The organism is Dulcicalothrix desertica PCC 7102, from assembly GCF_003991905.1.
GTDB lineage: Bacteria > Cyanobacteriota > Cyanobacteriia > Cyanobacteriales > Nostocaceae > Dulcicalothrix > Dulcicalothrix desertica.
Genome location: NZ_RSCL01000002.1, coordinates 270,784 through 295,619 on the forward strand (window position 1 = coordinate 270,784; position 24,836 = coordinate 295,619).

At 38.3% G+C, this 24,836-nt stretch carries 21 protein-coding genes; 11 read left to right on the forward strand and 10 right to left on the reverse strand.

Going from position 1 to position 24,836, the window contains the following annotated elements; genetic code table 11:
• Positions 1-275 precede the first annotated feature (275 nt).
• The 5 genes from DSM106972_RS05425 to kdpA all read right to left on the reverse strand — a co-directional run bounded on the left by DSM106972_RS05425 (position 276) and on the right by kdpA (position 7,752).
• A complete protein-coding gene (locus tag DSM106972_RS05425; RefSeq protein ID WP_127079562.1) occupies positions 276-1,904 on the reverse strand; it encodes an IS200/IS605 family accessory protein TnpB-related protein in 1,629 nt (542 codons plus the stop codon).
• A gap of 702 nt (positions 1,905-2,606) precedes the next feature.
• On the reverse strand, positions 2,607-3,251 hold the full coding sequence (kdpC, locus tag DSM106972_RS05430; RefSeq protein ID WP_127079564.1) for a K(+)-transporting ATPase subunit C: 645 nt from the start codon (positions 3,249-3,251) through the stop codon (positions 2,607-2,609).
• A gap of 15 nt (positions 3,252-3,266) precedes the next feature.
• The gene (locus DSM106972_RS05435; RefSeq protein WP_127079963.1) at positions 3,267-3,533 is read right to left on the reverse strand and encodes a potassium-transporting ATPase subunit F; all 267 of its coding nucleotides are present in this window, start codon (positions 3,531-3,533) and stop codon (positions 3,267-3,269) included.
• A 339-nt stretch (positions 3,534-3,872) separates the two neighbouring features.
• Positions 3,873-6,014: a potassium-transporting ATPase subunit KdpB gene (kdpB, locus tag DSM106972_RS05440; RefSeq protein WP_127079566.1), complete on the reverse strand. Its 2,142-nt coding sequence runs from the start codon at positions 6,012-6,014 to the stop codon at positions 3,873-3,875.
• Positions 6,004-7,752: a potassium-transporting ATPase subunit KdpA gene (kdpA, locus tag DSM106972_RS05445; RefSeq protein ID WP_127079568.1), complete on the reverse strand. Its 1,749-nt coding sequence runs from the start codon at positions 7,750-7,752 to the stop codon at positions 6,004-6,006. The genes kdpB and kdpA overlap by 11 nt, the downstream gene beginning before the upstream one ends.
• A gap of 354 nt (positions 7,753-8,106) precedes the next feature.
• Between kdpA and DSM106972_RS05450 the strand changes: the two genes are divergently transcribed.
• Both DSM106972_RS05450 and DSM106972_RS05455 read left to right on the forward strand, forming a co-directional pair.
• Positions 8,107-9,228 carry a sensor histidine kinase gene (locus DSM106972_RS05450; RefSeq protein ID WP_127079570.1) on the forward strand — a complete coding sequence of 374 codons (1,122 nt, stop codon included), beginning with the start codon at positions 8,107-8,109 and terminating at the stop codon, positions 9,226-9,228.
• Between the two features lie 81 nt (positions 9,229-9,309).
• Positions 9,310-9,987 carry a response regulator transcription factor gene (locus DSM106972_RS05455; protein WP_127079964.1) on the forward strand — a complete coding sequence of 226 codons (678 nt, stop codon included), beginning with the start codon at positions 9,310-9,312 and terminating at the stop codon, positions 9,985-9,987.
• Between the two features lie 3 nt (positions 9,988-9,990).
• Here the strand turns inward: DSM106972_RS05455 and DSM106972_RS05460 are convergent, their stop codons facing one another.
• A complete protein-coding gene (locus DSM106972_RS05460) occupies positions 9,991-10,896 on the reverse strand; it encodes a carbohydrate ABC transporter permease (RefSeq protein WP_127079572.1) in 906 nt (301 codons plus the stop codon).
• Between the two features lie 281 nt (positions 10,897-11,177).
• On the opposite strand from DSM106972_RS05460, the gene DSM106972_RS05465 reads away from it, so the two are divergent.
• A complete protein-coding gene (locus DSM106972_RS05465) occupies positions 11,178-12,611 on the forward strand; it encodes an MFS transporter (RefSeq protein WP_127079574.1) in 1,434 nt (477 codons plus the stop codon).
• A 194-nt stretch (positions 12,612-12,805) separates the two neighbouring features.
• On the opposite strand, the gene DSM106972_RS05470 is transcribed toward DSM106972_RS05465, so the two are convergent.
• Positions 12,806-13,174 (reverse strand): type II toxin-antitoxin system PemK/MazF family toxin, encoded by a 369-nt coding sequence (locus DSM106972_RS05470; protein WP_127079576.1) that lies wholly within the window; start codon positions 13,172-13,174, stop codon positions 12,806-12,808.
• Positions 13,168-13,389, reverse strand: coding sequence for a DUF2281 domain-containing protein (locus DSM106972_RS05475; protein ID WP_127079578.1), 222 nt, complete (start codon positions 13,387-13,389; stop codon positions 13,168-13,170). Before DSM106972_RS05475 ends, DSM106972_RS05470 begins: the two co-directional genes overlap by 7 nt.
• Positions 13,390-13,971: 582 nt before the next feature.
• Here DSM106972_RS05475 and DSM106972_RS05480 point away from each other — a divergent pair.
• The 3 genes from DSM106972_RS05480 (at position 13,972) to DSM106972_RS05490 (ending at position 16,513) form a co-directional block, all read left to right on the forward strand.
• The gene (locus DSM106972_RS05480; protein ID WP_127079580.1) at positions 13,972-15,270 is read left to right on the forward strand and encodes a ScyD/ScyE family protein; all 1,299 of its coding nucleotides are present in this window, start codon (positions 13,972-13,974) and stop codon (positions 15,268-15,270) included.
• 37 nt (positions 15,271-15,307) lie between these two features.
• Positions 15,308-15,955 carry a DUF4058 family protein gene (locus DSM106972_RS05485; protein WP_233787224.1) on the forward strand — a complete coding sequence of 216 codons (648 nt, stop codon included), beginning with the start codon at positions 15,308-15,310 and terminating at the stop codon, positions 15,953-15,955.
• A gap of 222 nt (positions 15,956-16,177) precedes the next feature.
• Positions 16,178-16,513, forward strand: a complete 336-nt coding sequence (locus DSM106972_RS05490) for an SH3 domain-containing protein (RefSeq protein ID WP_127079584.1) — start codon at positions 16,178-16,180, stop codon at positions 16,511-16,513.
• 52 nt (positions 16,514-16,565) lie between these two features.
• Here DSM106972_RS05490 and DSM106972_RS05495 read toward each other — a convergent pair whose 3' ends face one another.
• Entirely contained in the window at positions 16,566-17,840 is a 1,275-nt protein-coding gene (locus DSM106972_RS05495; RefSeq protein ID WP_127079586.1) for an ABC transporter substrate-binding protein, read from the reverse strand.
• Between the two features lie 461 nt (positions 17,841-18,301).
• On the opposite strand from DSM106972_RS05495, the gene DSM106972_RS05500 reads away from it, so the two are divergent.
• Entirely contained in the window at positions 18,302-19,795 is a 1,494-nt protein-coding gene (locus DSM106972_RS05500) for an MFS transporter (RefSeq protein ID WP_127079588.1), read from the forward strand.
• A 224-nt stretch (positions 19,796-20,019) separates the two neighbouring features.
• On the opposite strand, the gene DSM106972_RS05505 is transcribed toward DSM106972_RS05500, so the two are convergent.
• Positions 20,020-21,009, reverse strand: a complete 990-nt coding sequence (locus DSM106972_RS05505; RefSeq protein WP_127079590.1) for a 2-hydroxyacid dehydrogenase — start codon at positions 21,007-21,009, stop codon at positions 20,020-20,022.
• A gap of 267 nt (positions 21,010-21,276) precedes the next feature.
• Between DSM106972_RS05505 and DSM106972_RS05510 the strand changes: the two genes are divergently transcribed.
• From DSM106972_RS05510 to DSM106972_RS05520, 4 genes are all read left to right on the forward strand, one after another.
• Entirely contained in the window at positions 21,277-21,906 is a 630-nt protein-coding gene (locus DSM106972_RS05510) for a hypothetical protein (RefSeq protein ID WP_127079592.1), read from the forward strand.
• A 152-nt stretch (positions 21,907-22,058) separates the two neighbouring features.
• Positions 22,059-23,516 (forward strand): DEAD/DEAH box helicase family protein, encoded by a 1,458-nt coding sequence (locus DSM106972_RS05515; RefSeq protein WP_233787225.1) that lies wholly within the window; start codon positions 22,059-22,061, stop codon positions 23,514-23,516.
• Positions 23,491-24,345, forward strand: coding sequence for a helicase-related protein (locus DSM106972_RS53130; protein WP_233787226.1), 855 nt, complete (start codon positions 23,491-23,493; stop codon positions 24,343-24,345). The genes DSM106972_RS05515 and DSM106972_RS53130 overlap by 26 nt, the downstream gene beginning before the upstream one ends.
• Before the next feature lie 10 nt (positions 24,346-24,355).
• Complete coding sequence (locus DSM106972_RS05520) at positions 24,356-24,805, forward strand: type I restriction-modification enzyme R subunit C-terminal domain-containing protein (protein WP_233787227.1); 450 nt, start codon at positions 24,356-24,358, stop codon at positions 24,803-24,805.
• The last annotated feature ends 31 nt before the right edge of the window (positions 24,806-24,836 follow it).

Genomic DNA, 24,836 nt, shown 5'->3' on the forward strand with positions numbered 1-24,836 from the left:
ATCACCTACAAATAAACTGCTAATATCTGATAACTAGTACCAAGTAGCAGAAGTCGGGGTTGTCCGGTGAGTGTTACCCGTTCGACTCTTTGTACATAGCACGTTTCTCTTTCGAGCGGTTGTCCTTCTCTTTCCTACTTGAGTTAATTTTTAAATCAACCTTTTCGTACTGAAGAAATGCTCTTGCAATCCCTACTTAGTTTACGTGCTGGGAGTATGAGGTTGGCAATCGCTCTGGTTGTTTCCCTCATATATAAATACTAACATATTTTCTATTAGTTATAAATAGCCTTTCTTCTTTTTTTTGATTTTTGTAAGCTATTAATTTCAGCAATAATTATGGTTGAAATGCTTGGCTCATAAAATCGAGTTCTACCTATTTTAGATTCTTTCATTTTTCTATGAACCTTATTCCAAAGCTTCAAATTTTTCGACTTATCTCTAGGAATAATTTCTTTCTTCCCAGAACAAGTTAACAACGTTTTAGAATCCGTGTTTAATGCCTCATTAAAACCTAATGCTCTTCTACCTATTACTAGCGCTGCTGCGAAACCACTACTTAATCCATAAGATTTTGTATATTTGAAAAGCCCTATTGTGCTTGTTAATGCTGGATTAACTAAATTAACTCTGATGCCTTTTTTTTCGCAACAAACAACTAAGAATTCTCGAAACTTAGAATAGACAAAACCAGATAACATTCGATTATAATTTCTTGAGCCTGAATGCCTTAATGTTGCTTTTTTATCCTTAAAATCTAAATTTTCTATAGAAATAGAGCATCCAATATCAGATGCTACACTAACTATATCATTAACAATATCTCTCATCAAAGCATTTACTTGTCCAGTTGTACCTACAGGGATAGGAAATGATTTAACCAATGACTTCTTGATATTCCCATCTTGAGAAACGTAAGCAATATCTATTGTATTTGCATTTAAGTCTATACCTAAAGTTCCATTATTCTGGTTTAAGCTAGGCACTTCTGGGACATAAGTTGAGAAGTGCAAATACCAAGCATTCTTTTTATGCTCCCGGATGAAACAACGAACCGTTATTGGTTGCTTTGATTCAGACGCACGCAAATTTTTAGGGTCTACAGCATAAAGTAGGTCTGGTAATCTTCTTGAAGCAACACTAAATTCTAAGCTTAGTTCTTGAGAGTACTTTTTAGTTAAGCACTTAGGTACAATAATTTTTAATATAAAAATATTATCTTGTTTATGGAAAGTTTTCATAACTCTATTTTTACCTGTAGAGTTTGCGTTGCCTACAGAGCTAAAATTTCCACTTCTAGCTAATCTCCACTTTTTCAGCCATTCGGAATGATTTGAAAAATTATTTTCTGATAAAAAGTGCTGTTTTGTTGCAAGCTCTTTAGTACCAAAAGTTATACTCAATTTGGAGTTTTTTAGCTGAACTAGCCTTTCGGTACGTCTTTCTAGACGTGCCAACTTATTATTTATTTGAAATGCTTGTCTTTTCGCTTTATAATGCTCATCATTAAGTATGAATTGATTGTATTCATCAATCATATTTTCAACTTTTTCTATACCAGATTTAATATCTAATTCGATGTTCTCTATATTTAGTTTACGTATTTCTTCTGCTGACTTGATAGTTGCACAAGCATCTGTTAAAATACTGTCTGCCCATGCCCAATCTATATTAAATGTAAATTGGACACTTGGTAACAATTCATTCTTACATCTACCCTGTAAAAGTCTTTTAGTACACCATCTAACTATCTTTTGATACAAAGCCCCCCACTCTTCAAAAAAATCTAAAATTTGAGGCTCAACACTTTTAATTTTAGTTTCAATTCCTACCAAAAATCGTCTAGTTTCTACGCCACCAGATTTGGATGTACTTTTTCTAGTTAAATCGCTAAATTTAATCATGATACACCTCTGAGTTTATCACTATAATATTATCATAATATTTTCTCCGATGACAAGTATTTCTATCATTAAATTCGGCAGATAAATTTGTTAATTATATTTTCATCAAACCCAAAAATCTGTAACTGAAAGTATGTATCAAATACATTAGATATTATAAAATTTATTAAGTAGGTAACCAAATTGCGTTTATAGTGCGGTACATTACGCTCTGCACAAGCGAGATATGTACATGTATCGTAGAGCTTTATGTCTTCCCGCTCTTTAGGGAAATTAGAAATGATGACCACTACTAGCTGTTTACGTTGGTAAAATACCTTTAGAGTCCTAAAATCTGAGCGTTTTAAGTAGGTGAACGGAAAAATTTACCGCTATGTAACGAAATGTAAAACTACTGTAATCCCCTCACAGTTTGACTTTAGCGCTCTTAATCAGAAGAAAACAAGTGTGCTTTATTTCCGCCCACCTACTTAACTGTACGCTTCAGTTTTTCTCCTTTCCTTATAAATACTTGTAAGTTTTTCTAAAAACCTGCTAATTTTTAGTATATGTTTATATATATTAGCAGGTTTTTGTGGCTAATTAAACAGCAGCTTATCTATTATAGAGTTGTTTGTTTGTTGTAGGATAGGCATCCTTGCCTGTCCAGTTATTAAGAACAGGCAGGGATGCCTGTTCCACAAGATGTACAAGATAATGATTTTATGTGGCTGGTTTTAGTTTGTCTAGGGCGATGTTTAGCTTTAAGACGTTTACTCCTGGTTCACCGAAGATACCTAGAAAGCGACCGTCGGTGTTTTGGGCAATGAGTGAGTCTAGCTGGTTTGGTTGGAGTCCGCGCACTTTGGCGACTCTTGCTATTTGTGAAGAAGCGGCTTGAGGGGTTATATGGGGGTCTAAGCTGGAGCCGGAGGTGTATACTAAGTCTGCTGTAGGTTGTACTCCTGCTTTTTTCAAACGGTTGTAGTCACCTTCGATATTTTTGCTTGGGTCTGGGTCTGTTTTTCCTTTGATGCGTTCCATTAATGCTGGGTTACTGGGGGCAAGGTTACTGGCGCCAGAAACTCCTGTTTGTAATACTTTAGCTTCGTCTTTTTTAGGGTCGGCAGTACTGTAACTGGTGGTGCTAGGACGACTGTTAAAATAACGGTCGGATGTAAAAGGTTGACCTATTAAGGCTGAACCAACTACTTGATTTTGGGCATTTGGAATTAGGCTACCGTTTGCTTGTGATGGAAATACTACTTGTCCTATGCCAATCATGAGAAAAGGGTAAATTACTGCTGTTAGTACCCATAATACAATTGTAGAACGTATGGCTCGATTAGCTTCGCGTGCAAAACTCATATATAATCCTTCCTTTTAAAATCTTTCGGGTACAAACATTACAAAAAATAGATATGTAGAAAGTCCTAATGCTGTTAGTCCTAATAGTCCTAATGACCATGCTTGAACATGAGAGAATTTTTCATCGGTTGCTGCGTATACTACTGGCGCCACTATTACGTTGAGGCACATGGCGATAAATATGTATAACGGGAATTTTTGACGGCGCCAAGTAGTCCAGATTTCTATTACTGTTTCAACGGTGCGTGGGTAAATTTGGGATTTTTTGTGTGTTAGTTTCATCGGTGTTTGGGTTTTGATAATTAACATTATTTCTTGGTTTAATCCCCCCAACCCCCCTTAATAAGGGGGCTAAATCCCGCCTTTTGTTCCCCCCTTATTAAGGCAGGGCTGATTCATTCCCTAAAAAGCTTGAAAAATCAAGGGTTTCGCGCAAATCTTTATTGGTAATTTTGCTACCAAGGCGCCGATAAAATGAACAATCACACTTATACCTGTGTGCTTAAAAGTGTGTTTCATCGTTACCTATACTTAGGATTTTTCTCGCTAACCATCTTGACAAATCCGGTTTGAGAGGGAATGAAACGGCCCTGCTTATTAAGGGGGGCTAGGGGGGATTCGTCATGATAAAGGTAAAATGATGTCGATTAGTTTGATAGCAATAAAGGGAGCGATGATACCACCTAGTCCGTAGATGAGAATGTTACGTTTTAGAAGTTGGTCGGCGGTTAGGGGGCGGAATTTTACTCCTTTTAGTGCTAGGGGTATTAGTACTGGAATAATTAAGGCGTTGTAAATTAGGGCACTGACTATTGCTGATTGTGCGCTTTTTAATTGCATGATGTTTAAGGCGCCTATTCCTGCGGCACCAAAAATAGTAGGAATAATTGCGAAATATTTGGCGATGTCGTTGGCTACTGAGAATGTTGTTAAGGCGCCACGAGTAATTAGTAACTGTTTACCAATAGTTACTAGGTCTATTAATTTGGTGGGGTCGGAGTCTAAGTCCACCATGTTGGCTGCTTCTTTGGCTGCTTGTGTTCCTGAGTTCATCGCTACACCAACATTTGCTTGTGCTAGTGCAGGTGCGTCGTTTGTTCCATCTCCGGTCATGGCTACGAGTTTACCTTGACTTTGTTCGTTACGAATTACGTCAATTTTGTCTTCGGGTGTTGCTTCTGCAATAAAGTCATCAACTCCTGCTTCTTCAGCAATAACCGATGCTGTAATTCTGTTGTCTCCTGTGAGCATGATTGTTTTTACTCCCATGCGTCGCAGTTGGTCAAAACGTTCACGTAAACCTGGTTTGACTATATCTTTGAGGTAAATTACACCATAAATATCGTTATCTTGACAAACTGCTAGTGGTGTGCCTCCTAATCGAGATACACGCTCGAAAGCTTCGTCTAATTGAGCAGGTACATTACCACCGCGCGAACGTACAAATCCTTTAATTGCATCAACGGCGCCTTTACGAAGTTCACGACCATCGGGTAAATTAGTTCCGCTCATTCGGGTTTTGGCAGAAAATTCTATCCCTTCTGCACTTTTTGTATTAAAATCTAATGTCGCTTGTGACTTTTCTGCTAACGCTACAATCGAACGACCTTCTGGTGTTTCATCGAACAAACTAGCTTCTAATGAAGCTTGTGCAACTTCTTGAACTGAGTGACCGTTTACGGGAATAAATTCATTCGCTAACCGATTTCCTAATGTAATTGTACCTGTTTTGTCTAGTACTAGAGTATTGATATCACCACAAGCTTCTACTGCACGTCCAGAGGTGGCAACAACATTAAATTGTGCGACTCTATCCATCCCCGCGATACCTATTGCACTTAGTAAACCACCAATAGTTGTAGGAATTAGGGCGACTAATAATGATATTAAGATTGCAATGCTGGCGCCTGTGCGTAAGTTGTTTGCTGCTGCTTCACCATATATTGTGCTGACAAAGTTAGCAATGTAGCCGGCAAAAGGTGGAACCGTGGAAACTACGATTAAGAATACTTGTGTTAGTACGGCGAGTAATACAGTTAAAGCGATTTCGTTTGGTGTTTTAGAACGTTCGGCGCCTTCTACTAAAGAAATCATTCGGTCAATAAAACCTTGACCTGGGTCAGCAGAAATACGAACAGTTAGTTCATCAGAAAGTAAGCGTGTACCACCTGTGACGGAACTTGCAATATCTGTTCCAGGTTGCTTAAGTACAGGCGCCGACTCTCCTGTTATTGCCGATTCATCAACTGAACCAAGACCAGCAATAACATCACCGTCAGCAGCAATCATTTCACCGGCTGAAACTCGAATAATATCTCCGCGTCTAAGTTCGGTTGAATTTGTATCTACAATTGTGCCATCAGGTAAGACTTTTTTAGCGACGGTATCAGAACGAGTTGACCTTAACGAATCTGCTTGTGCTTTACCTCGTCCTTCGGCAACTGCTTCTGCAAAGTTCGCAAAAACAACGGTGAAAAACAAAATGAAAGTAATAATTCCGTTTAATAAGCGTTGTTGGTTAATATCCGCTTGCACTGTACCGAATAAATTCGGATTTATAGTTACGAGTAAAGTAACAATTGTGCCGACCCAGACAATAAACATAACTGGGTTTCTGACGGCGACTTTTGGGTTAAGTTTTATGAATGACTCCTTGATCGCCCTTTGATACAGTCCACGCATATCAGCTTTAGGCGTGTGCCTGCGCGAATCTCTAGTGCCTTGCGATGCAGGTTTTGAAGATGGGTTAATATTAGTTTGCATAGAATTTAGCTATTTGAAATGCTTCGGCAATGGGACCTAGAGCTAGTACTGGGAAAAATGTCAAGGCGCCTAAAATTAAAATTACACCTGCTGTTACACCTGTAAATAATCCAGTGTCGGTACGGAGTGTACCTACATTCATTGGTACAGGTTGTTTGCGAGACATACTATCAGCCAAGAACAGTAAACCCGTAATTGGAACATAACGTCCTGCAAGTAAACTGAAACATGTGCTTAAATTCCACCACAATGCAGTTGCGGTTGTCGTTGCACCTGTGGCAATAGCAATTGGAGATGGTTGAGAGTCACCTAAACCTTCAAAACCCGAACCATTATTAGCTGCGGCAGAAGCATATTCGTAGATTACTTGTGAAAACCCGTGGAAACCTGGGTTACTAATACCAGCTAATTGGTCAGGAAATGCAAGCGTAATACCTGCGGGGATTAAAATGGCAATTGGGTGAACGAGTAAAATTAGGAAACTTGCTAAGACAACTTCACGCTTTTCGATTTTGCGTCCTAAAAATTCTGGTGTACGTCCTACCATCAAACCTGTAACGAATACTGCCAATATTAAGTACGCAAACAAGTAAGCAGTTCCTGTACCTTGTCCACCCCACATAATTTGTAAGAACATATTCGACAAGGTAATAAAACCGCCATTTGGCATGAATGAATCATGCAAACTATTAACGGCGCCTGTCATTGTGCCTGTTGTTGCTACAGCATACAATGCTGACTGTGCCCATCCAAATCTGACTTCTTTACCTTCTAAGTTTGGTTGCTGACTACCTAGTAATGCATTGACAGCAGGATTACCGTTATATTCTCCTACACCTACTACTGCAATAAATATTACAAACAAGGTGAATACCATGCCGTATACTAACCAAGCTTGCTTAATATTATTGGCGAATACACCGTAAGCGTAAATTAAGGAAGTGGGGATAGATAATATTGCGACTATCTGAAGTAAGTTTGTAAAAGCATTAGGATTTTCAAAGGGGTGTGCTGAGTTTATCGCAAAAAAGCCACCACCGTTTTCACCTAATTCCTTAATTATCTCGAAGTGAGCAACGGGACCGCGTGCTATTGCTTGGCTAATATTAGGGTCTTCTAACGTGCTAACTATTGCAGGGCCTGCTAACGTTTCTGGAACACCAGCAGCAATTAAGACAATGGCGCCGACAATGCTGATGGGTAATAATATTCGTGTAATCGCACGAGTTAAATCAACGTAAAAATTACCCAACGACCGACCAGTCAACCCGCGAATAAAAGCAATTCCCACAGCTAAACCAGTTGCCGCAGAAACAAACATATGATAACCGAGTCCAAAAACTTGGCTAGCATAGCTTAAATATGTTTCACCAGAATAATGCTGTTGATTGGTGTTGGTGATAAAAGATATTGTGGTGTGTAATGCTGTATCCCAAGTTGGCGCCGGAACTTTTGTTGGGTTGAAAGGTAGCCAACCTTGATTCAGAATGATGAAAAATATCAGCAGTGCCATTACAATATTGCTGTAAATGATGGCGCGTGCATATTGCCAACCCGTCATATTTTCTCGAATTGAAACACCCATCAAAGACAAAATTATTCGTTCAAGCGGATTTAAAATTGGGTCGAGAATTGTGCTTTCTCCCAAAAAGACGCGCGCAATATATTTACCAAAAAAGGGAGTTATTGCCACTACTATAAGTAGCGTTAAGGCAATTTGAATCCATCCTTCTAACATGAATTAATTTTACTCCAAATAGAGTATGAATCAAATAAATCAATATATAAATTATGATTTTTTTTTGAAAATATAGCTAGATATAGTAGGTATAATTTAGCGTTTACTAGACCAAGCTGTTATTGTGATGGGGACACAATTCAGTTAGCCTTAAACAAAATAAAGCGAAGATATAGAAGCGTTTAGAACAACTAAACACAAACGTTTAATTTGTTTAGATATACTAAACTTGGCTAAACGCAAGCTTAAACAGCATTTATATACCGCAGTCAGAAGAAAAATAGTAAAGTTGTTGTATAGACGCTCTTAACTCATAACATCTCTTTGTCAAACATATGTAGGATAGTTTCAACAATGACATCATCTCAAGCTAGAGCAAAATCAAAATATTTACGTAACGGTAGTTATTTAATTATCGCAGCGCTATTCTTAATTCTATTTATATTTGAGTTTGCTACACCACCAGACTTCGTTTTTGGATATGTTTATACAGTACCAATTTTGCTTGCTGGGTCTTGGTTTGGTTCTCGTGCCACGTTTAAAGCCACATTTGTTGCAGTCTTTCTAACGATGTTAAATGTGTGGATACCTGTAGGAAGTCTGATCACGACTTCTACCCTTACAAACCGAATTATTGCATCGATATCGTTAATAGTTACGGGTTTTCTTAGTCAACGGTTGCGACGTTCAGAAGAAGCTATTAACTTAACCAAAGCGAAGTTGGAAGCACAGCAAAAACTGGTACAATTGCGTGAAGACTTTGCGAGTACCCTTACCCACGATTTAAAAACACCTCTTTTAGGAGCAATCGAAACGTTAAAAGCCTTTCAGCAAGAAAAATTTGGCGCCGTTTCCGAACCACAACAGAAAGTTTTAGCGACAATGGTGCGTAGTCATGATGGTTCACTGCAATTGCTTGAAACATTACTCGATATTTATCGCAATGACACAGAAGGGTTAAAACTTAACTTAGAAGTATTAGATTTAGTTGCTATTGCAGAGCAAGCGACTAGTACTTTGACAGATTTAGCAGCTTCACGTCGTGTATTTATTTCATTTCGGCATGGAGACTCAGATTTTCGCTCATCATTATGGGTCAAAGGTGATGCTTTACAATTAGAGCGTGTTTTTACCAATTTATTAGTCAATGCAATTAATCACTCGCAGCGAGGTGGTATTGTAGAAGTTGTTTTAGAGCCACAACCATCTTACCAAGTCGTGAAGATATTAGATACAGGTGCTGGAATTCAACCAGAACAATTTCCAAATTTATTTGAGCGGTTTTACCAAGGTAACAGCGACAGACGTGCGAAAGGGTTTGGGCTAGGACTTTATCTTTCGCGTCAAATAGTCGAAGCACATGGCGGTATAATTTGGGCTGAAAACCGTGAGTCAGCAAAAATTAGTTCCTTTAGTGCAAGTAGTACAAACAGTGGAGCTATTTTTGGTTTCAAACTACCAGTTTATGCTTTTTAGCTGTTTTAGAGCAAGCTCGCCCAATAATCGTTCGCGTTCTCAAAAAGTGTAAAATGGGGGAGTGTGAACCCTTTTCATCAAATGGCGCCTTTAAAAATAAAAGTTCTCTTGGTTGAAGACGATGAGTTATTCCGTCTGGGATTACAGGTCAGGTTACAGCAAGAAGAAAATTTAGAAATTGTTGCTGAAGCTACTGATGGTGAAACCGCCATTGAACTAGTAAATTCTTACCAGCTTGATGTTGTTTTGCTAGATATTGGTTTACCTGGAATTGGAGGAATGGAAACATGTCGGATTATCAAGCAAAATCATCCTCAATTGCCAGTATTAATTTTATCTTCCCACTCCGAACAATCACTGCTAATGCAAATTATTGAAGCAGGCGCCCAAGGATACTGCCTTAAAGGTATAAATCCAGAAAAGTTAGTACTAGCGTTGCGTTCGGTAGCAAGTGGCGCCTCATGGTGGGATGAAAAAGCTACTCAAGAAATACGTTTTGCGTTTGCAGCGCGGGCACAACCTGATGTAATTAAATCTTCACCAGTACAAAATATACTTACCCAACGCGAGCAAGAAATTTTGATTTTAATCGCAGCAAATCAAACGAATCAGCAAATAGCCGATAAACTTTATATCACACCTGGAACAGTGAGAGTACATGTCCACGCTATTTTACACAAACTTGGAGCTAGTACGCGCACCGAGGCTGTAACAATAGCTATTGCCAAAGGAATGATACGTGGTAATCGGGCAAACTAAACCTTACGCTTTTTCTCCAAAGAAGCGACGTTGAATTAATGTAGCCATAATAATAACGATAGCAAGTAAAAATGCGATAGCGGCGCCATAACCCATTTGTAAGTAACGAAACACAGATTGGTATATAAGTAATACAACGGTGAGTGTAGCGTTGTTGGGTCCTCCGGTACCATTAGAGAAAATATAAGATTGGTCGAATAATTGAAACGTACCAATAATTCCCATTGATAATACGAAAAATGTTACTGGACGTAAAATGGGGACTGTAATATTTATAAACTTTTGCCAACCGTTGGCGCCATCGAGTTCGGCGGCTTCGTATAGTGACTGTGGGATATCTTGTAACGCTGCCAAATAAATTACCATGAAGAACGGCGCCGTTGACCAGATATTCATTAACATAATACCTTTGAGTGCAACAGCAGGGTCTCCCAACCAGTTATAAGTAGGCAGTCCAAGGAATGCCAGAACATTATTTAAGAGTCCGTTGCTGTTGTATATCCACATGAAAATTAGCGTTAGTACAGCAGAAGAAGTTACAGTCGGTAAAAAGTAAAGAATTCGCCACCAATTTTTACCGTGAATACCCGAATTAAGCGTTACCGCCAAAATCAAAGCTAAAATAGTTTGTAATGGCACAACAATGATTACATACTCAAGTGTATTTCGCAGTGCTATCCATACTCTTTCATCGGTACCCAAATTCGCAAAATTCTCTATACCTACAAATCGATACTCAATACCACCCAATAGTCGAACCTTGTGCAGCGACAGGTACACAGCAAAAAGAATGGGTAATACAACAAAAACCCCTAACACTAATATAGTCGGCGCCATAAATATATAGCCCGCCAAATTTTCTGAAAGGTACCAGCCTGCAAAAGTACGCTGTTTTCTTAATTGAACCACTACATAACCTCCGGTCTATCACACATCATTTTTAATCTAATTAACGATGATGCATGATTATATATTTTACTGCTTTAGATAGATGTATTAATAAATATTTTTTATAGTAATGAGAAATGATGCTTTTAACTCAAAATAACAGGTTAAGCAAAATAAAAGTCAATTTAATCAAAAGATAATTCATTTATTTTATTATCGTATTAAAGTATACAAGCTTTTTTTATACTCCAAGAATATACTAACACTGTGTAAGATTAACAACACAAAGCTGTGTATTCTCTATGGATTCTACCGAATTAAAAAACTTAGATTTAGCAGATATACCCGAAATAGTTATTGTTGATAAAACAAAAGTAACGTTAAATTCTCCGCTTAAAATACCGAAAGAGGCAATTCGTACATCGCTACGTGCTTCAACGATAGATGTAGTTTTTGCTAATATTTTTGCTATTCCAACGAGTGGAATTTTATTAAGTAATTTTGTTGTAGAATTAGGTGCTAGTCCCATAGCATTTGGAATGCTATCGTCAATTCCAATGCTGGTAAATCTTGTTCAACCATTAGGCGCCTATTTTTCTGAAAAGACTACGAGTAGGTTTCGTTACTCACTGTTGATATTTGGGACTGCTCGTTCTCTTTGGGTCATTTTAGCAATTGCAATATTTTTGGCTAACAGGGGTTTAATAAATTCATATGATTTGGTTAATATAACATTAGTAATAGTTTTAGTAACGCGCTTACTCGAAGGATTTGGTGGTGCATCTTGGTTAAGTTGGTTGGCAATAATAGTGCCTCATCGCTTACGAGGTAGATATTTTGGTTTTCGCAATAGTGTGGGAAGTCTTACAAATTTGATTTGTGTACCGCTAGCAGGAATTGCAGTTTCAACTTGGCATGGTGGAACACTTCAAGGTTTCGGTATTGCAATGGCTGTGGGAATAATATCTGGATATATTAGTTTGGGGTGTCAATATTTTAAGTATGATATAAATCCACAGCATCATAACTGGGCGCCAGAGCATGGAAATAAAGAAGCTGTGACATCAACGGCAGAACCCTCTTCGATTTTGGAAATATTTAAAGATTTTAACTTTTTAAAGTTTTTATTTTACTTTGGCTTATCGATGTTCGCCATTAACTTAAGTTTACCATTTTTTAATCTTTACATGTTAGATACACTATCATTAGATGTTAGTTGGGTAACAATATATGCAAGTATTCAAGCGGCGATAAATCTACTATTTTTTGTAATTTGGGGTCGTTTAGCAGACCGTTTTGGCAATCGTTTAATATTAGCTTTTGTCGGAATTATATTAGTAATTATACCATTTTTATGGTTGGGAGTTGGGACTAGTAATTTAGACTTGTGGTTGTGGTTGCCCATGATACATGTTTTAACAGGTGGAACTTCAGCAGCAAGCGATTTGTGCAACAATAATTTGCAATTAGGAGTGGCGCCGATACGTAACCAAGCGAATTATTTTGCTATTAGTGCAGCGGTTGCAGGCGCCAGTGGAGCATTGGGTACAACTATTGGCGGTTTTATTGTTCAGAATGGTTACTTTGGTGGTTTATCTGGTTTATTTATTATTTCTAGCATTTTTCGATTAGTGGCTTTAGTTCCACTGGTATTTATTAACGAACCACGTCGGAAATCTTTTATTGAGCTAATTCAAGGATTTTGGCAAAGATTAAACGTTTCCGAGCTAAGATAGGCGCAGAAAAATATGTTGAAAGCTAGAACCCAAAGATGACAATACCTACCATTGTGAGTATCGTCATCAGTCATCACTGGGTGCAGGACAAATAATTCTGATATGTTCATTATTATTATTCTCCTCTCTCTGCGAACTTTGTACCTCTGTGGTGAAAAAAAGATATTTACCACGGAGACGCAGAGAACACAGAGCTAATTTTCAGTATCATTAGCACTGAATAAACCTAAAATATTACACAAAGCTGCTTGCACTTGCGTCATATAATCATTATCAAGATGACTAATAACTCTGATTATTCTAGATTTATCAATAACTCGTATTTGTTCACAAAGTAATACAGAGTCTTGACTTAACCCACCAGTTCCAGATGGGACAAACACATGAGATGGTAACAGCGCACGTCTAATTTTAGAAGTAAATGGTGCTATAATTGTATGAAGACTTGCATTGTTTGCTCGGTCTATTTGTAAAACTACTACAGGTCTAATACCTGCTTGTTCTGTACCAATAACAGGATTTAAGTCACATAAAATAATATCTCCACGTTTAATCTCTACCACTTAATTTCTCCACGAACTAAGCGATTTTCATAATCTTCTAAATTTGACAAATAGTTAGAAAAGTCTGAATTAACTAATTCTAAGGATTCTTGAGATGAAAATGAATTTTGACTATCATGTTTCCAAAGTAAGTAGTCAATATAATCACTAACTTCTTTAACTAAAGATTCTGGTAACTCTTGCAGTTTCGATACAGTTTGTTCGTGTAAAGTCATAGTTCTACCTTTTAATAAAATTACTTATCATTATACTATGCAGCGTCATGCAGCTGTTTATTCCTCTTAATAAAATACTTACGTGTCGCTTCCATGTAAGTAAAGAATACGGGTGTTATATATAGCGTTAATATTTTTGAAAATACTAATCCTTCTACTAAAGCAATACCTAATGGGCGCCCAATACTGCTCGGTTAAGCTAAAAATATGAGAATTCGTAGGTTGGGTGGAGCGCGAGTGCGGAACCCAACCTACAAATATTCGCGCGCCGAGTAGTATTAAATGGGCACCTAACTTCCGAACCTGCACTCACTCCAAGTGCAATTGGTAATATGCCCATTAATGTAGCCATTGGGGTCATCAGAAATAGGACGAAACCTAATACGTAACATTCGCGAATTATTTTGCTATTAATACAGCGGTTGCAGGCGCTTTTATTGAGCTAATTCAAGGATTTTGGCAAAGTCTACTAATGGCGAAATAAATGTCAAACAAGAGCGAAAGATTACTAATTGCTATCGCCCCTCATAATTCTATAGGCTGTGGTTATAAACACGTGTTCGTGACCTAATTTTTTATACCATGCCTTCACATTTGCTCTCAAAATCCTTTCTTCATCTTTCAGTTCTGAGTCTTTGTCTAACTGTTGGAGCAAGAATACAACCAGCAACAGCAGCTTCATTAAGTGTAGTAGCCGATGGTCTTAATAATGTTCGAGGTTTGAACTTTGCTCCAGACGGTAGTTTATATATTACCGAGTCAGGTGTTGGAGGTGATGGACGATGTATTCCAGGCCCTTCTTTGGAGGGTTTGTTATCATGTGCTGGTACAAGCGGTGCCGTTACCCGTGTGAAAGATGGTAAAATTGAGCAAGCGCTAACAGGATTACCATCTATTGCATTAAGACCAACTGGTGATACAGGTACAGGCCCACAAGATATTCAATTTGATGAGAAAGGAAATGCTTATCTTTTAATTGGGTATGCTGGTCATCCAACTATTCGCGATTTCGGTGAAAACTCACCTAGTTGGGGACAACTTTATAAGGTAGACTTTAATAGTGGTTTCCTCACAAGCATTGCTGATTTTGGAAAATATGAATTGGCAAATAATGCTGACGGGGAAGAAACGCTTGATGTTAGTGGTGAAATTGCTAGCAACCCCTATGCTTTTACAATCAAAGATAATACAGCTTATGTTGTTGATGCAGCAGCAAACAATATTTTAAGTGTAGGACTCGATGGTAGTAACTTGAAGTCGTTTGTAGTACTTCCTACGCAAACAATAACGAATCCTGTTTTTCCGACTCCTGCACCAGGACAAGTACTACCCCCAGATGCACCACCACCAGGTCAAATTCCCGATGTACTACAAATTGAATCAGTTCCCACAGGTGTTGTTGTTGGCCCTGATGGTGCATTATATGTGAGTGAATTTACAGGTTTTCCTTTCCCTGAAGGTAAAGCGCGTATTTTTCGAGTTGGTTTGGATGGCGCCACAACTGTGTATGCTGATGGTTTTACACAATTAGCAGATTTAGAATTTGATAAACAAGGCAATTTATATGCTCTACAATATGGCAACTCGCCACAATGGGAAGGTGTTAGCGATGCTTCAGTAATTCAAATTGCTCCAAATGGCGCCCGAACTGTGTTAGCTAGTGGTAATGGATTAGAGTCAGCAACTGCACTTACCGTTAGTCCCGATGGTGCGATTTATATTGCCAATAAAGGTGATAGAGCTTCACTTGGTCAAGTTTTACGAATTGAATCGAAAGCAAAAGTCAGCGAACCAAGTACAATAATAGGCGCCTTACTATTAAGTGCTTTCGGATTAAGTTCGTTCTACAAGCGCAAACGCAAACAGATACAAGTAGTGTAGATGCTTATAATATAAAACAAAGATATCTTTATATCTTGTGGAAATATCTTGTGGAACGGGCATCCTTGCCCGTCTCATATTCTCATATATAATATACAGGGCAGGCGAGGACGCCTACCCCACAAGAGATTCAATAAAATTATCCAGTCAATCATCTAATATTGCTACAACTCCGGCGCCGCTCACTCTACCAGTAATTCAACCGATTCAAGTACGAATACCTAACATCGAAATTAGGGATGTAGCAAGTAATACGCTCGTAAGTTGTATTGAAATACTTTCACCTGTAAACAAGCGAGAACCCAATTTAAGCGAGTACCGCAAAAAACGTCAACGCTTATATAACGCGAATGTTCACTTAATCGAAATTGATTTGCTACGCAGGGGAACTCGTCCTTTTAATCATCCCCGTATTCCAGATGTGAGTTACTTAATAACACTTACTCGTGCTGCTTCAGGAGTTATTGAATTGTGGCCTTTGAAGTTACAAGATACACTTCCAATAATTCCTATTCCTTTAAAAGAACCAGACCCTGATGCAGTTTTAGATTTACAAAATGCTCTAAATAAAATTTATGATGAAGCAGGGTATGATTTATCTATAGATTATCATCAACTACCGCCTCCACCTGCATTGAGTCAAGCTGATAAAGATTGGATTGAAGCAAGGTTAACAAATTACTAGTGGTCTATGTCATTAGTTTTGGCATATAATAGCATATCTGTTCTAACATATGGCGCCAGCAATATTTAACGCGAGTGTGTAATTAATTACATTTGACACTGACGCAAAAATTGAATATAAATTAATAAATACAAATAATGAAATTATGTCAAGCGCTTAGGAAAGAATTAAGTGCATTCTTTTGTGCAATTGCATAAATTCAAATCGAACTCACGTAAAATTATGTTCAACTTTAACAAAAAACTAACAGCTATAGCATTTTCAACACTAATCGCAACTGGTGGAACTTTACCAGTTGTTGCGGCTCAAGCTCAAACCCCAGCCGAGAAGCTATGTCGGTTACGACCAGGAATTAATCCTGTTTGTACTGTATTAGTAACTGCACGAGTTGGAGTTAACATCCGCTCTGGCCCTGGTTCTAACTATAAAAAAATTGGCACCATTCCTTATCAATACGATGTTAATGTCAGGGTGAGGAAATCTTCTCGCGATTGGGTAAAACTTGCTGATGCTCCTGGTTGGATTCATTCTAAGCACTTGCAAATGGCTGGGGATTGAATATACTGCACAGGCTTTCCGGCCTGTGCTACAGCGTATCAAGAATTACTAGTTAATCGAGTGCTTGAATAAGTTGATTAGCTTGAGTTTGTGCGCGTTGCATTGCTTGAGGTAAAGGTTGTTCACCTAGTAACGCGCTAACAAATTGATTGTCAAAATTATTCATAATAGCAGCAGGATATTTACCTACTTGCCAAGGTATACCGTAATTGACACCTGCTACTAATGAAGACCGTAAGTTATCTTGGTCATATCCTAAATTAGTAGCTACAGACCTACGAGTGGGTAAAGCAAAACCTGTACCAGTCCATTTTTGCATTCCTTCTTTTCCTGTTAGATATTTAATTAACTCCCAAGCTTCGGGTTTATGTTTGCTTTGTTTATTCATGACATAGGCAACGGTAAACAACATTGTGCTGCGTTGACCATTGATAGTAGGTATTTCTGCTGTGGCAAAGTCTAGTTTAGGATATGTATCTCTCAAATAAGGAATTGCCCAGTTACCTTCAATAACCATTGCAGCTTTACCTTGACCAAACATTTCGCTGCCTGAATTTGTGCCAACATCCGATTTTTGAGCAGATGAACGTTCGTTTCTATACTGGTCAACAACTGATTGTAAACCCTGTAAACGAGCTTGTTCTGCAAATGCCGCGCGACTTTCACGGTCAACAACTTGACCACCGTAAGCTTTGATTTGATAAACTTGTCGAGCTAATTCTGGGTTTTCCCCAAAGCCGTATTGATCAATTCTACCGTCTTTATTTGCATCAATAGTTAGTTTTTTCGCATATGCCCGTAGTTCTTCCCAAGTTTGAGGAGGATTTTCTAGACCAGCATTGGCAAAAGCTTGTTTGTTATAGAACAGTGCTAACGTCGAATAATCTTTAGGTAAACCATAAATAGTAGCCCTATATTTAAACGTATCAAGTAAGGTTGGTTCAAAATCTGTTAACTCAAATTCAGGTTTAATATAACCATCAAGAGGTTCTAGCACATTTTGACTCATTAAAAAAGGCGCCTCAAGTGCATCGAGATAAAAGACATCAGGAGCAGCATCACCAACCAAACGGGTTTTCATCACATCCATATACTGGTCTGCGATTTGCTCATATTTAACTTTAATCGTAGGATGCTGTGCTTCAAAGTCACGTAACACACCTGTTAACAGCTTTTGTTCAGCAGGAGAAGCTCCCCAACCACTAAGTTTTACAGTAGTCGCAACAGGTGCATTCTGTGCTGTTAGTGTCGGTAAACTTTGACACCCTACCATGCTAATTGCGATTGCAACTACTAATCCTAAAAAGTTGAACACAGTTTTTCTCATTCTAGTAAGACAAAAGACTATCTCTTAACCTACATATAGCGTTAAGGAAGCTAGATAAATAACTTGAAAGTGTAAAATTTTATTGAGAACTGAAAGATTTTGTACAAACTAATGTAATGGTCATTTTTTTGTCATAGTAAAATTTGTAACACTAACAGTAAGCTTACGTGGCGCATAAACTTATGGTAGCCATAGAATTTTAGTAAGAGCTACAAGTCGAGACTGATTAAGATATATTCACTAAGTATGAAGAATTATTTAAGAATATAAGTTAATATTACAATAACTTGGCACTCTGCGTGGCTAGCTAACAAAACGAAGCGATTCGTGGGGAAACGAAGTAATGCGGAATACCTCAGCTACACGCCTACTACGTTTGATTGTTATTAGATGCTACGACAATAAAACGAAATCCTTGGCTACTTCAAAATAATATCTAAGCACCACCGACCAATACCCCCATGAACTCCATTCAGCTTGAAATCCCTGCTTTGGACACGATAACTGATGCACCTGCAAGTTCCGTTATTGATTTAGAAGTTACAACTGATCAAAATCTTACAAACCAAATTACAAATAAAAATCTTAAAATACCTAAAGATAAAATTCGCACTTCTCTGCGAGCTTCTACGGTGGATTCTGTTTTTGCAACAATTTTCTCAATCACAACTACTGGAATTTTACTAAGTAATTTTTTAGTGCAATTGGGAGCTGACGCTGTAGCCTTTGGGATGCTTTCTTCAATTCCAATGTTAGTGAATTTAATTCAACCACTAGGCGCCTACCTTAGCGAACAGACAACGAGTCGTTTTCGTTATTCAATGTGGATATACGGAACTTCACGTTGCTTGTGGGCAGTGCTAGCAGTGGGAGTCTTCATGGCTTATGGGGGTTTGATTGATTCACATCAACTTATAAATTTAACTTTACTTATAGTTTTAGCTACAAACTTGTTAGGAGGATTTGGAGGCGCCTCTTGGTTAAGTTGGTTAGCTATGATTGTACCAAGGCGCCTAAGAGGTAGATACTTTGGTATTCGTAATAGCGTATCTAGTTTAACGAACTTGATTTGTGTTCCTATAGCAGGGGTTATAGTATCGACTTGGAGTGGTGGAACATTACAAGGTTACGGTGTTGTACTGTCAATTGGGATTTTATTCGGTTTTATAAGTCTCGCATGTCAGTGTTTTAAAGTAGATATTAATCCGCAAGAACAAAACAGTATAGTGTCTGCATGTGTTTCAGCATCACAGCAAGAACCCATTAGTACAGTAACAAATACTGCTCCACCCCAATTTTCGGTTTTAAGTATTTTTAAAGACTCAAATTTCTTAACTTTCATACTGTACTTTGGTTTATGGATGTTCGCTGTTAATTTAAGTATGCCGTTTTTCAACCTTTATATGTTGGATACACTGGCATTAGATGTTAGCTGGGTAACATTTTACGGTAGTATTCAAGCAGGCGCCAATCTGTTCTTAATGGTACTTTGGGGACGTTTAGCAGACCGATTTGGAAATCGTCCAATTCTTGCTTTAGTAGGAATTTTAGTTGCAATAACACCTTTATTATGGCTAGGAGTAGGTACTCATAATATAGATTTATGGTTATGGCTACCGCTTTTACATATCCTTACTGGTGGAACTTGGGCAGCAATTGATTTATGTAACAATAACTTACAAATAGGAGTGGCGCCAATACGCAACCAATCAAGTTATTTTGCCATTGCCGCAGCAGTTGCAGGCGCCTGTGGTGCTTTAGGTACTACAATTGGTGGGTTTATTGTACAAAATAACATCTTTGGCGGTTTACCAGGTTTGTTTGCTCTTTCGTGTATTTTCCGACTGGTTGCTTTAATTCCGGTTGTGTTTGTGAATGAACCTCGAAGAAAATCCTTGTTTGAATTTATTCAAGAGATTCGACAGTATTTTTTACAAGGAGCTTTACAGAAATAGCTTTGTACACATAATTTTTACCACATACACACGTAGAGACGCGATTAATCGCGTCTCTACAGAGAATATTCGTTAAAACTCAATATTTGGAAACAGTTTGAGATTTACAAGCAAGGATATATATGTATCTAAATTATCTTCGCTTTAATTTCGGCACCATATGGGAATTTTCCTAGAGGATATATATGTATCGAACTTATCCTCTAGGAATTTTGGTCGTGGTTTTACTTGATTAAGTTCTTACTATCCCCAGTTTGTTCAAACTCAGTGATATTGGTTATCGTTGTCTCGGCAATATTGCGAAGCGCTTCTTCTGTGAAAAATGCCTGGTGTCCAGTGATTAGCACATTGGGAAAAGTTGTGAGACGCAGAAAAACATCGTCTTGGATAATAGTTCCTGATAAATCCTCGAAGAATAAATCGGATTCTTTTTCATACACGTCTAAACCTAGAGAACCGATTTTACCCGATTTTAATCCCCTAGTTACGGCTTTGGCATTAATCAAGGCGCCTCGACTAGTATTAATTAACATTACCCCAGATTTCATTTGGTCGATTGCATCAGCATCGATAAGGTGATGCGTTTCGGAAGTTAGCGGGCAATGCAACGAGATAATATCAGATTTTGTAAAAATTTCTGATAACCCAACGTATTTTATTCCCAGTGCTTCAATTTCAGGATTTCGGTAAACATCGTAAACTAATAAATTACACCCAAATCCTTTGAGTATTTGAGTAACAATGGCGCCTATCCTACCTGTGCCAATAATACCAACAGTGCGTCCATGTAAATTAAACCCCATTAAACCATCTAGAGAAAAGTTACCTTCCCTAACACGGTTATATGCACGGTAAAGCTTACGATTAAGCGTTAATATCATCGCAATGGTATACTCAGCAACTGCTTCTGGTGAATACGCAGGAACCCGCACCACAGAAATTCCCAACTCAGCAGCAGCTTTTAAATCAACATTGTTAAAACCAGCACATCTAAGAGCAAGTAACTTAGTTCCACGTGAAGCAAGAACTTCGAGAGTCGCTGCATCAGCTTGGTCATTAACGAAAATACAAACAACAGGAAAATCTGCTGCAAGAATAGCTGTGTCTTTGTTTAGATGCGGGTCAAAGAAGATTAAATCATGTTGCTTGTCTGAAGTTGCAGCTTCGAGAAATTGACGGTCAAATGCTTTAGTACTAAATACTGCGATTTTCATAAATACCTGACTGCTTTATAACGTATCTAGTCTTAGCATTATAATAGCTTTATAACAGGCAACCAAATGTACTTATTAAGCATTAAGTTACATGAAAATCATTAATATGACACTCTTCCTCTCTTCCTTTGTGCCCTACCCTTCGGGAAATCCTACCCTGCGGGAAAACTTCGTTAACGGATAATGTGCCTTTGTGGTTAATCATATAAACATCATTTTCACTAATTAATCAAAAATACCATAATCACTAAATAATAAGGAAAAATTATGTCATTCGAGTCATACAGAAACATCGCTCAAGTTCTACAGGAATTTAATATAACATCATCGGAAGCAAGTTTTCTTGTTGAAACTAAATTTGATATTAGAGAAACTTTTAGGGAAGAATTAAGCTTTTCTCTACGAGAGTTTACTTTTGAAGACTCAGAGTATGCGATCTGTGAAGCTGTAGTTTTTCCAATCTTGAGAGAAGTCTACCGTAATTACCGAGAAAATTTTACACTATGGAGTCATAAAACGCTTACATATGATGTAAATCTTACTGGAATACCTGATTATATTCTGGCTAATAAATCACCATTAGGTAAGGAAGTTTTTGAAAAACCCTTCTTAATTGCCGTTGAAGCTAAACGCGATGATTTTATTAAAGGGTGGGGACAGTGTTTAGCTGAAATGGTAGCAATTCAAAAAATTAATCAAAATTTAGAACAAGATATATATGGAATTGTATCCAACGGACAATTTTGGCAATTTGGTAAATTAAAGGGCAATATCTACACCAGAGAAATCAAATCATACACATTATCTGATATAGACAAATTATTTGCAGCACTTAACTATATTTTTATGCAGTGCCAGCGCGCGCTTGATTTATTTAATCGCGAACTAACTATTTAGAGGATATTTGAGAAGTATACTATTAAATTATAGCCTTATTTAATCCCCCCTAGCCAGAGTTACTAAGGGGGAAGAGTGGTTTTAGTCCCCTTAATAGTCCTCTCCAGGTAGGATACCGAGTCATTGCAAAACCCCGAAACCCGCCACACCAAATGGTGCGGCTAATTGAACAAAGCCCCAGGCTTCAAGCGTGTGAGCGTTATGGGCGTTATGGGCGTTGCGGGAGTTGTCGTCAAGCGGCTGCACAAAACGAGTCTAAACAAGATATTCAGGAAATTATAGAAAGGGCGCAGGTTGCTTCTGATAATATTGACCTGGATGAGCGGGAAACTCGGCGCCTCATCGATGTGCAGTTACGACAAGCTGGATGGGAAGCAGATTCGGAGAATATCACCTACGGTAAAGGTGTTCGTCCGACTAAGGGTAAAAATCTGGCTATTGCTGAAGTTCCTACTGGTGATGGTCGCGCTGACTATATATTATGTGTGGGTTTACAGGTAGTAGCAGTCGTTGAAGCTAAACGCCAAAGTACTGATGTATCTGGCGCCATTGACCAAGCGAAGCGTTATAGTCGCGGTTACATAGTTAGAGGTAATGAGATTTTACCAGGTAGTCCGTGGGGGGAATATAAAGTGCCGTTTGTGTTCGCAACCAATGGGCGCCCGTTTTTAAGACAGTTGGAAACAAAGAGTGGGATATGGTTTTGTGATGTACGCAAACCGTCAGATCTTCGCCGTTCCCTGAGTACATGGTATTCACCACAGGGTTTACAAGATTTATTGGCTGTTGATACCGAAACTGCACATCAGAAGTTACAGCAGGAAGGTTTTAATTATAATTTGACACTGCGTGACTACCAAATTAAGGCAATACAAAAAGTAGAAGCTGCATTGTCAGATGATGCTAGAAAAATATTAATTGCAATGGCAACCGGGACGGGTAAAACTAAAACTACTATTGCACTGGTTTATAGGCTTCTTAAAACAAAACGTTTCCGTCGTGTCTTATTCTTAGTTGACCGCACTGCATTGGGAGAGCAAGCATCAAATCTGATCAAAGAAACTCGCATAGAGAACTTACAAACGTTTGCTGATATATTTGATTTGAAAGATTTGGATTCGGTGGCGCCTGACCGTGATACAAAGGTACACATATCCACAGTTCAAGGATTTGTAAAACGGATTCTATATCCTAGTGATGACAGTTCCATACCTACGGCTGACCAATATGATTGTATAGTAGTTGACGAGCGCCATAGGGGTTATTTACTGGATAAAGAACTTAGCGACAGCGAGTTAACGTTTAGAGACTTTAATGACTATGTATCAAAATACCGGAGGGTGTTAGACCATTTTGATGCTGTCAAAATTGGTTTGACTGCTACACCCGCACTCCACACCACACAAATATTTGGTGAACCTGTATATACATATTCTTATAGAGAAGCAGTTTTAGAAGGTTGGTTAATAGATTATGAACCACCATACAAAATTACTACTGCGCTTTCAGAGGATGGTATTGTTTGGGAAGCTGGTCAGGAGATGGAATATTTTGACCCGTTGACAGGTAATATTGATTTGGTTCATGCACCTTCCGGAAGTCAGAATTGAGGTAGAAAGTTTTAATAGAAGGGTTGTAACTGAAGAGTTTAATCGGGTAGTGTGTGAATATTTGGCTCTTAATATCGACCCGTTACAACCAGAGAAAACATTAATATTCTGTGTCACCGACTCCCACGCGGATATAGTAGTTAATTTGCTGAAACTAGCACTACAAAATCAATATGGTAGCGTTGAAGATGATGCCGTTATTAAAATAACAGGCGCCGCAGATAAACCACTACAATTAATTAGACGCTTTAGAAACGAACAAAATCCCAAAATAGCCGTTACAGTAGACTTACTCACCACTGGGATAGACGTTCCAGCTATATGTAATTTAATGTTTATTCGTCGTGTTAATTCTCGGATATTGTACGAACAAATGTTAGGAAGGGCTACACGACGATGTGATGATATAGGTAAAGAAGTATTTAGAATATATGACGCTGTAAATTTGTACGATGCATTGAAAGATGTTTCTACAATGAAACCTGTTGCGGTAAGACCGAATATTACTTTTACTCAATTGGTAGAAGAGATTATTACAGTGGAAGATACTAATACTGTTGTTGACCAGCTTATTGCTAAATTACGGCGCCGGATTAATTCTAACCTCACCCCTAACCCCTCTCCTGCGAGGATGCTGCTGGCGAATGGTGGGTCTTACCCCTCGGTATCACGATTTTGCATTGTTTCTAGGAATGTAGAGACGCGTTCACGGAGTGTACCGAAGGTAAATTTCGCGTCTCTACACCTTTGTTTGTGTGAAATGATGGGCGCCACCCCCGAATCGCCAGCAGTATCCTGCGAGGAGAGGGGAAAATGCGAAGGTTGGTGAAGAAGGTGTAATGTACCAAACTGGTAATGATGATATTCAACGACGATTAGAAATTTCGGCAGGGATGCTATTTGAAGAATTAATAAATTACTGGCGCCAGTCTTCACCACAGCAATTAAAAGAATGGTTTAACAAGCGTAAAGGAATAGCTCAAATACTAGATGCTAAGGATGGAGGTAGAAAACCTGTACTTATATCTCGACATGCTGATGAACTGAGACGGGTAGAAAGGGGTTATGGTGGCGCCCAGAAACCTGAAGATTATCTAGACAGCTTTACAGCATTCCTGCGGGATAACCTTAATAAAATACCTGCTTTGATAGTAGTTACCCAACGCCCGCGCGAACTTACAAGGGCACAACTTAAGGAATTACGCATATTATTAGATGCATCTGGTTACACCGAGCGTAACGGCTCTTCCGTACTTTACGTGCTAAATCTGTTGAAAAATCAGGTTTAAATCTTTGCTGTGCTTATCTTAGAGCTATTAT